Origin of the sequence: Flavobacterium sp. (assembly GCF_031381455.1) — a bacterium.
Classification (GTDB): domain Bacteria; phylum Bacteroidota; class Bacteroidia; order Flavobacteriales; family Flavobacteriaceae; genus Flavobacterium.
In genome coordinates this window covers 141,878-150,511 of record NZ_JANMXZ010000025.1, presented here as the reverse complement: position 1 = coordinate 150,511, position 8,634 = coordinate 141,878, and the positions used below count along the sequence as shown (strand labels likewise).

General features: G+C 35.3%; 8 protein-coding genes. 3 read left to right on the top strand and 5 right to left on the bottom strand.

Going from position 1 to position 8,634, the window contains the following annotated elements; all coding sequences use genetic code 11:
- Positions 1-51: 51 nt before the first annotated feature.
- The 4 genes from tsf to rplM all read right to left on the bottom strand — a co-directional run bounded on the left by tsf (position 52) and on the right by rplM (position 2,931).
- Positions 52-882, bottom strand: a complete 831-nt coding sequence (gene tsf, locus RMN97_RS07180) for a translation elongation factor Ts (protein WP_309613836.1) — start codon at positions 880-882, stop codon at positions 52-54.
- Positions 883-1,000: 118 nt separating this feature from the next.
- A complete protein-coding gene (rpsB, locus tag RMN97_RS07175) occupies positions 1,001-1,885 on the bottom strand; it encodes a 30S ribosomal protein S2 (protein WP_309613840.1) in 885 nt (294 codons plus the stop codon).
- Between the two features lie 204 nt (positions 1,886-2,089).
- Positions 2,090-2,476, bottom strand: coding sequence for a 30S ribosomal protein S9 (gene rpsI / locus RMN97_RS07170; RefSeq protein WP_136150856.1), 387 nt, complete (start codon positions 2,474-2,476; stop codon positions 2,090-2,092).
- Positions 2,476-2,931, bottom strand: a complete 456-nt coding sequence (gene rplM / locus RMN97_RS07165) for a 50S ribosomal protein L13 (RefSeq protein ID WP_309613835.1) — start codon at positions 2,929-2,931, stop codon at positions 2,476-2,478. The genes rpsI and rplM overlap by 1 nt, the downstream gene beginning before the upstream one ends.
- A gap of 270 nt (positions 2,932-3,201) precedes the next feature.
- Here rplM and RMN97_RS07160 point away from each other — a divergent pair, with 270 nt between their 5' ends.
- The 3 genes from RMN97_RS07160 to RMN97_RS07150 are packed head-to-tail and all read left to right on the top strand — an operon-like array spanning position 3,202 to position 5,573.
- Positions 3,202-4,227, top strand: a complete 1,026-nt coding sequence (locus RMN97_RS07160; protein WP_309613834.1) for a LacI family DNA-binding transcriptional regulator — start codon at positions 3,202-3,204, stop codon at positions 4,225-4,227.
- 60 nt (positions 4,228-4,287) lie between these two features.
- Positions 4,288-4,818, top strand: coding sequence for an ankyrin repeat domain-containing protein (locus RMN97_RS07155; protein WP_309613833.1), 531 nt, complete (start codon positions 4,288-4,290; stop codon positions 4,816-4,818).
- A gap of 2 nt (positions 4,819-4,820) precedes the next feature.
- A complete protein-coding gene (locus RMN97_RS07150; RefSeq protein WP_309613832.1) occupies positions 4,821-5,573 on the top strand; it encodes a T9SS type A sorting domain-containing protein in 753 nt (250 codons plus the stop codon).
- Between the two features lie 66 nt (positions 5,574-5,639).
- Here RMN97_RS07150 and polA read toward each other — a convergent pair whose 3' ends face one another.
- Positions 5,640-8,522, bottom strand: a complete 2,883-nt coding sequence (gene polA / locus RMN97_RS07145; protein WP_309613839.1) for a DNA polymerase I — start codon at positions 8,520-8,522, stop codon at positions 5,640-5,642.
- Positions 8,523-8,634 lie beyond the last annotated feature (112 nt).

The following is an 8,634-nucleotide window of genomic DNA, read 5'->3' as shown; positions in this document are numbered from 1 at the left end:
GAAATGGGATTTTACTATTTTGCTCCCCTCCTTTGGAGGGGTTGGTGTAGGCTATCCTAAAGCCGCTCTTTTAAACCCAGTAACCACAAGATTTTTATCTAAAGATTTCACATAATCAGCTACGCTCAATTTGTTGTCTTTGATGTAATCTTGATTTACTAAAGTGTTGTCTTTAAAGAAACGCGCTAATTTACCTTTAGCAATATTGTCTAACATTGCTTCTGGTTTTCCTTCTTGACGCAGGATGTCTTTAGCAATTTCTATTTCTTTAGCGATGGTATCCGCATCAACACCAGTTTCGTCTAATGCGATTGGTGACATAGCTGCAGCTTGCATTGCAATGTTTCTAGCTACTTCGTCAGCACCTTCTAATTTTGCAGATAGTGCTACTAAAGTTGCAATTTTGTTTCCTGAGTGAATGTAAGAACCAATAAAAGCTCCGCTCAATTTTTCAAAAGAGTTGATTTCAATTTTTTCTCCAATAACACCAGTTTGTTCGATTAATTTTTCAGCAACAGTAAGTCCATTGAAATCTGCAGCTAAGAAAGCTTCTTTTGTATCGAAGTTGATAGCCAAGTTAGCTAAATCTGTAGCCAATTTTACGAAACCTTCATTTTTTCCAACGAAGTCAGTTTCGCAGTTTAATGTGATAACAACACCAGAAGTTTTGTCTGCATTTACAACAGCAATTGCTGCTCCTTCGGTAGATTCTCTATCTGAACGATTAGCAGCAACTTTTTGTCCTTTTTTTCTAAGGTTTTCAATTGCTAAATCAAAATCTCCTTCAGCTTCTACTAAAGCTTTTTTACAGTCCATCATTCCTGCACCAGTAATAGTTCTTAACTTATTTACGTCTGCAGCAGTAATCGTGATTGTTGACATAATATTTTTTATTTAAGTTTAAAAATTCTTTTTTAAAATGAAATTACGAATTACAAATTGGAAATTACGATTGAAAACAATTCGTAACTCTTAATTCATAATTCGTAATTATTTTGTTTTACTCTTCAGTCTTAGGTTCAGTAGCTTCTGCTTCCACTTCTGGAGCAGCTTCTAATTCTACAACTGCTTCCACTTCCGGTGCAGCTTCTACTTCTGGAGCAGCCTCAACAGCGGCAGCTTCAACGACTACTTCAGCAGCAGTTACTTCTTCAACAACTTCTACTTCATGAGTATCATCACCTTCTTTATCAGAAGTTCTGTTAGCCAATCCATCAATAACTGCAGCAGTTACCAGGGATAAAATTTTATCAATTGATTTTGAAGCATCATCATTGGCTGGGATAACATAATCTACTTCACGTGGATCAGAGTTAGTATCAACCATTGCAAAAACTGGAATGTTTAATTTTTGTGCTTCTTTTATTGCGATGTGTTCTGCCTTGATATCCACTACAAATAATGCAGCCGGAAGTCTAGACATATCAGCGATCGAACCTAAGTTCTTCTCTAATTTTGCACGAAGACGATCTACTTGAAGACGCTCTTTTTTAGACAATGTCATAAAAGTTCCGTCTTTCTTCATTTTATCAATAGTAGCCATTTTTTTAACGGCTTTACGGATAGTAACGAAGTTGGTTAACATACCACCTGGCCATCTTTCAGTGATGTACGGCATGTTACAAGCTAATGCTTTTTCAGCAACGATGTCTTTTGCTTGTTTTTTGGTAGCTACGAAAAGTATTTTTCTACCTGATGCTGCGATTTTTTTCAAAGCTTCATTAGCTTCTTCAATTTTTGCAGCTGTTTTATATAGGTTAATAATGTGAATTCCATTACGCTCCATATAAATGTAAGGAGCCATGTTTGGATCCCACTTACGAGTCATGTGTCCGAAGTGAACACCTGCTTCTAATAAATCTTTAACTTCAATTTTGTTTGCCATTGTGTAATAGTTTACGTTCCGTTTGATTAGCAATGCGTCACCTTTTTCGCTTAATAAATTAAGACTTTGGACTGCATTTCGATGCTAAACTAATTCCCTCTTTAAAAGGAATATCGACAACTGTGTTTTAAATTCAATTTTAATTGTAAAAAAAGCACTTCGACTGCGCTCAGTGAGACACTTTCGAATTGCATAATCAGAATATTAACGTTTCGAGAATTGGAATCTCTTACGTGCTTTTTTCTGACCGAATTTTTTACGTTCTACCATTCTTGGATCTCTTGTTAGTAATCCTTCTGGTTTTAGGATAGCTCTGTTTTCAGCTTCCACTTCACACATTGCTCTTGCAATTGCCATTCTCACAGCTTCTGCTTGCCCTGTAGAACCACCACCATATACATTTACTTTTACGTCAAAGTTAGTTGCGTTTTCTGTCATAGACATTGGTTGCAATACTTTGTATTGTAAAGTAGCTGTTGGGAAGTAGTTGTTAAACTCTCTTTTGTTTACGGTAATTTTTCCTGTTCCTTCCGAAACATAAACACGTGCCACAGCACATTTTCTTCTACCGATTTTGTGAATAACTCCCATTATTTTAGATCGTTAAGGTTAACTGTTTTTGGTTTTTGAGCGCCTTGTTTGTGCTCTGTACCTACAACAACATTTAAATTTCTGAAAAGTTCAGCACCTAATTTGTTTTTAGGTAACATTCCTTTAACAGCTTTTTCTACTAGTAATGCAGGATTTTTTTGTTGCATAACTTTAGCAGTCAAACTTCTTTGTCCTCCTGGGTAACCTGTGTGACGGATGTACGTTTTCTCGTCAAGTTTGTTACCGGTAAGGTTGATTTTCTCTGCGTTGATAACAATTACGTTATCTCCACAGTCGACGTGAGGTGTATAACTTGGCTTGTATTTACCTCTTAAAAGCATCGCGACTTTTGAAGCAAAACGACCTAAGTTATGACCATCAGCATCTACAATGATCCACTCTTTTGTAACAGTGGCCTTGGTTGCAGATTGTGTCTTGTAGCTTAATGCGTCCATAATTTTATTTTAATTAAACATTCCATTCCCAATAAAGGGAGTGCAAAAGTACAATTATTTATTAATAAAGCAAATAGCATTTTTTAAATATTTTTATAAAACCTAATATTTTGTGTAAAATCCTTTTAACGAATGGACTTAGCAAACAAAATAGAATCAAATTTTTGAATAAAAAAACATAGTATTTCGTATAATTTATGGTTAACTTTAGTTCGTCTTTATTATGTAGCAGAATAAATTTCACTATTTTTACATTTTAAGACAACAAAAATGAGATCGAAAGCCACATTAAAACAAATTGCAAAAGAGTTAGGAGTTTCTGTTTCTACAGTTTCTAAAGCATTGAATGGAAGCCCTGAAATCAGCGAACCAACAAAACAGCGTGTTCAGGAATATGCCAAACTGAAAAATTACAAACCCAATGTTATTGGACTAAATTTAAAAAACAGAAGAACAAAAACTATTGGCGTCATTATTCCTAATATACTAAACTCATTTTTCGCCAAAGTCTTTAGCGGCATCGAAAAAGTAGCCGATGAAAAAGGGTATAAAGTCATTACCTGCATCTCCAACGAGTCTTCGGAAAAAGAAATCAATGCTCTCGAAATGTTGAGCAACGGAACTATTGACGGTTTTATACTTTCCATTGCTGAAGAATCTCAAAAGCTGCAAAAATTCGATCACTTTACTACTATAATAAATGAAGGAACACCAATAGTCATGTTTGACCGTATTGCTGATGAGGTGAATTGTGATAAAGTTATTGTTGATGATTTTGAATCGGCAGTGAATGCAACCGAACATTTGCTTAAAACAGGATGTAAAAAAATCGCACTGCTTTCTGCTATTGATAATCTGAGTGTTGGGAAATTAAGAGCGCAAGGATTTTACAAAGCCCTCGAAGCTCAAGGATTAAAAGTGGATGAAAAACTTGTTATACTAACCAATAACAATGATGAATTCAATAAAAAAATTGGAGGTTTTTTTATAAAAAACAAACCGGATGGCGTTTTTGCTCTTGATGAACACGCTTCGGTAACTGCCATGAAACTCGGAATCCAAAATGGATACAAAATACCTCAAGATTTATCGTTAATTGGTTTTGCCGATGGCGTTTGGTCACGCAGGATGACACCAAGTTTGTCAACAGTAAGCCAACACGGACCGGAAATTGGAGAAGTAGCAGCTCAATTGTTAATCGATAAATTGGAAAGCATCGAAGAAACCTTCACGTTCACGACCAAAACAATTAAAACTGAATTGCGTCAAAGAGATTCTACTAAGAAACTATTATAAGTGGTCTTAATAACGCAACCAAGAATCACTTTTAGTATCCTTCCAAAAAATAAATGATTTATGAAAAAAATTGATTGCTTTTTTTTAGTGTTTTTTTTTAGTTTGAATTGTTGTTTTGCACAAGAAAAATTAGATGTTTTTGATATTGCGAGGAAAGGAACAATTGAACAAGCAAAACAAGTTTTGAAAACAAACCCAAATGCTTTTAAAACCGTAAATAAAGATAGTTTTTCACCGCTTACGTTGGCTTGCTATAAAGGAAATAATGAAGTAGCTAAACTTCTAATAGAAAGTGGATGCGATATCAATCAAAAAAGTGGTATGGGAACACCTTTAATGGCGGCAGTTGTTAAAGGAAATGTTGAAATCGTAAGTCTGTTGTTAAATAAAAAAGCGGAAGTAAATTCGGTAGATGATAATGGAACCACAGCTTTATTATATGCAACGATGTTTAAAAACCGAGAGATAGCGAGTTTATTAATAAAAGCAAAAGCCGATCCAAACACGAAAGATAACAGAGGAAACTCTGCGTTAGACTATGCCATTCTCGCGAATGACGATAAATTAATCGAAATACTTAAAACAAAATAACTATGAAAAAAATTACTTTATTTACTTTCTTAATCATTACAACTACTTTTTTTGGACAAACCTATTCAACAGGTGTAATGAATTTTACCACTGGATATTCTGGAAAAATTGATGTTACCAATTCGTTGGTTACCTTAACCTTAGTTGGCCCATCAACAGGTTGGTTGGGAATTTCTTTCGACTCAGTACAAATGGATGATATAGGGAAAGATGTAGTACTATTTGACGGTACAAATCTATCAGACAGAACCTTTGATGGACAAGGGATTGTTCCACCATTAGACGCTATTCAAAATTGGACAGTAACTTCAAATACCGTTACAAGCGGAGTTAGAACTGTTGTAGGAACAAGAGCAAGAAGTACAGGAGATGCAAACGATTACACATTTAGCGCAAGCGCACAACCATTAAATATTGTATGGGCACGTAAATTGGCCAATTTCACAGTTTCTTATCACGGAGGAGGAAGTTGTGGAGTTACCGTATCTAATTTTACTCTAGGAAATGCTGATTTTAATGTTGAAGCGTTTAAATTATTCCCAAACCCTGCAAAAGGTTTAACATCAATTGAATTGCCAGCGAATATTAATGACGCGCAGGTTAAAATTTATGATAATCTAGGTAGAATTGTAAGAAACCAATCAATTACTAAATCGGATAACAATGTTACTACTTCGGATTTGTCAACGGGAAGCTATTTAGTTGTCGTTAGAACAGATTATGGGAATGCTACAAAAACTTTGATTATAGAATAACCCATCTAAACCCATAAAAAAAGCTATAGAAGTTCTATAGCTTTTTTTATTGTTATAATATTCGTTCTAGTGTGCCTCTAGCCAATCTTTTCCTAAACCAAGTTCTACTTCCAAAGGAACTGCCATTGTGAATGCATTTTCCATTTCGTGTTTGATCATGGGTTGGATTTTTTCTAATTCAGAATTGTGTACATCAAAAACCAACTCATCATGAACTTGCAAAAGCATTTTTGACTTCCATACCGAGCCTTCGGTATCAGAGCTAAGTTTTTTGTAAATATTAATCATTGCAATTTTTATAATATCCGCAGCCGAACCTTGAATTGGAGCGTTCACAGCATTTCGTTCTGCTCCACCACGCACAATAGCATTGGCCGAATTAATATCTTTTAAATAACGACGTCTTCCCAAAACGGTTTGCACATAACCATTTTCACGGGCAAAATCAACTTGCTCCGACATATAGGATTTTAGTTTTGGATACGTTTTGTAATATGCATCAATCAAAGCGGCACTTTCAGAACGAGATAACGAAGTTTGATTACTCAAACCAAAGGCGGAAACACCATAAATGATTCCGAAATTTACCGTTTTCGCATTGCTTCGTTGTTCTTTGGTAACTTCTTCCAATGGAACGTTGAATACTTTCGCGGCCGTACTTTTATGAATATCTTCATTGTTTTGAAACGCTTTTATCATGTTTTCTTCGCCAGATAAAGCTGCGATGATTCGGAGTTCTATTTGAGAATAATCCGCAGAAAGTAAGGTGTAATTTTCATCACGCGCAATAAATGCTTTTCTGATTAATCTTCCGCGTTCGGTACGAATCGGAATGTTTTGTAGATTTGGATTATTCGAACTCAAACGACCAGTAGCTGCAACCGTTTGCATATAATCGGTGTGAACTCTGCCAGTTTTTTTATCTACTTGATTTGGTAAAGCATCAATATAAGTACTTTGCAATTTTACCATTTGACGCCATTCCAAAATATCTTTCACAATTGGATTATCTTTTTCTAAATAACTTAAAATTTCTTCGCCAGTGGCATATTGACCTGTTTTGGTTTTCTTTTGTTTAGCTCCGCCGATTTTTAGTTTGTCGAATAATATATCACCGAGTTGTTTTGGTGAAGCCAAATTGAATTTTTCGCCAGCCGTTTCGTAGATTTTCTGCTCAAACTCGTTGATGTCTTTTTGCATATCAACCGACATTTTCTTTAGATACTCTTCATCCAAATTGATGCCTTCCATTTCCATCGCGGCTAAAACCGGAATCAACGGAATTTCGATTTCTTCAAACAACTTTTTGGTTTCGGCTTTGTCTAAAATCGGGCTGAAAACTTCTTTTAATTGTAGCGTAATATCAGCATCTTCGGCAGCGTATTCTTTAATATCTTCCAACGGAACATGGCGCATTGATTGTTGATTTTTGCCTTTTTTGCCAATCAAGGTTTCAATAGATTTTGGTGAATATTTTAAATAGGTTTCACTTAGAATATCCATATTGTGACGCATATCCGGATTAATCAAGTAATGCGCAATCATCGTATCGAATAATTTTCCTTTGATTTGAATTCCGTATTTCGACAATACTTTCAAATCATATTTAACGTTTTGCCCAATTTTTTCAATGGTTTCACTTTCGAAAAACGGCTTGAATTTATCAACTAAAGCTTGCGCTTCCTCTTGATTTTCGGGAACCGGAACGTAAAATGCTTTCCCTTTTTCAAACGAAAATGACATTCCAACCAACTCGGCGTTCAAAGCATCAATTCCTGTAGTTTCGGTATCAAAGCAAACAGAAGATTGATTCATCAGATTTTGTAAAAACAATTTTGTTCCTAATTCACCTTTAACAACTTGGTATAAATGCTCTGTAGTTTCAAGCGTTGCGTAATACGAATGCGGTTTTGGTTCGTCACTTTCATCATCAGAAAAACCAAATAAATCGAATTGGTTTTCATTTGATTTTTTGGCAATAGGTTTCTTAGTTGTTTTTTGATTATTGTCATTGCCATTGTCATTGTCATTGCCATTGGTTTCAATTTCATCAAATTCTTTTCCAGAGCCAAACCATTTATCGAACTGCGCTTTCATTTGACGGAACTCTAATTCCATAAACAACGCATCCGTTTTTTCTACATCGGGTTTAGACACTTCATAATCGGCAGCATCAAAAGTGACAGGGCAATCCAATAGAATTCTGGCTAATTTTTTAGATAAAATTCCGAGTTCCGCATTGGCTTCAATTTTGTCTTTCATTGCGCCTTTTAGCTTATCAGTATTTGCTAAAAGATTTTCCATCGAACCAAATTCTTTCAATAATTTCTTTGCAGTAACTTCCCCTACGCCAGGCAATCCGGGAATATTATCGGCAGCATCGCCCATCATTCCGAGGAAATCAATAACTTGTTCAGGATGTTCGATTTCAAATTTTGCTAAGACTTCCGGAATTCCCCAAATTTCAATGTCGTTACCCATTCTGGCTGGTTTATACATAAAAATATTTTCGGAAACCAATTGTGCAAAATCCTTATCTGGCGTGACCATAAAAACCTGAAAATTTTCTTTTTCGGCTTGTTTAGCCAAAGTTCCAATCAAATCATCCGCTTCAAATCCAGCTTTTTCAATAATCGGAATATGCATCGCTCTTAATAATTCCTGAATATACGGAACGGCAATTTTGATAGCTTCCGGAGTTTCATCGCGATGTGCTTTGTATTCGGTATACATTTCATAACGATAATCGCTTCCGCCTTTATCAAAAGCAACCGCCAAATGATCCGGTTTTTCACGTTTGATTACATCCATCAAAGAATTCATAAATCCCATAATTGCCGAAGTATCCATTCCTTTTGAATTGATTCGGGGATTTTTTATAAAAGCATAATAGCCTCGAAAGATTAAGGCGTAAGCATCAAGAAGGAAAAGTCGTTTTTGTGACATAATTTAAATGGGATTAGAATCCGACACGAGCGCAGCGAACTGACGCAATAAATAAATTCGGATCAAGTTGTAAAAATAACTAAAGTTTCAAAAATGACCGATTGTTTTTCAATAG

Coding starts and splice junctions, on each gene's coding strand:
- tsf (WP_309613836.1), bottom strand. CDS start 882: ATGTCAACAATCACGATTACTGCTGCAGACGTAAATAAGTTAAGAACT.
- rpsB (WP_309613840.1), bottom strand. CDS start 1,885: ATGGCAAACAAAATTGAAGTTAAAGATTTATTAGAAGCAGGTGTTCAC.
- rpsI (WP_136150856.1), bottom strand. CDS start 2,476: ATGGGAGTTATTCACAAAATCGGTAGAAGAAAATGTGCTGTGGCACGT.
- rplM (WP_309613835.1), bottom strand. CDS start 2,931: ATGGACGCATTAAGCTACAAGACACAATCTGCAACCAAGGCCACTGTT.
- RMN97_RS07160 (WP_309613834.1), top strand. CDS start 3,202: ATGAGATCGAAAGCCACATTAAAACAAATTGCAAAAGAGTTAGGAGTT.
- RMN97_RS07155 (WP_309613833.1), top strand. CDS start 4,288: ATGAAAAAAATTGATTGCTTTTTTTTAGTGTTTTTTTTTAGTTTGAAT.
- RMN97_RS07150 (WP_309613832.1), top strand. CDS start 4,821: ATGAAAAAAATTACTTTATTTACTTTCTTAATCATTACAACTACTTTT.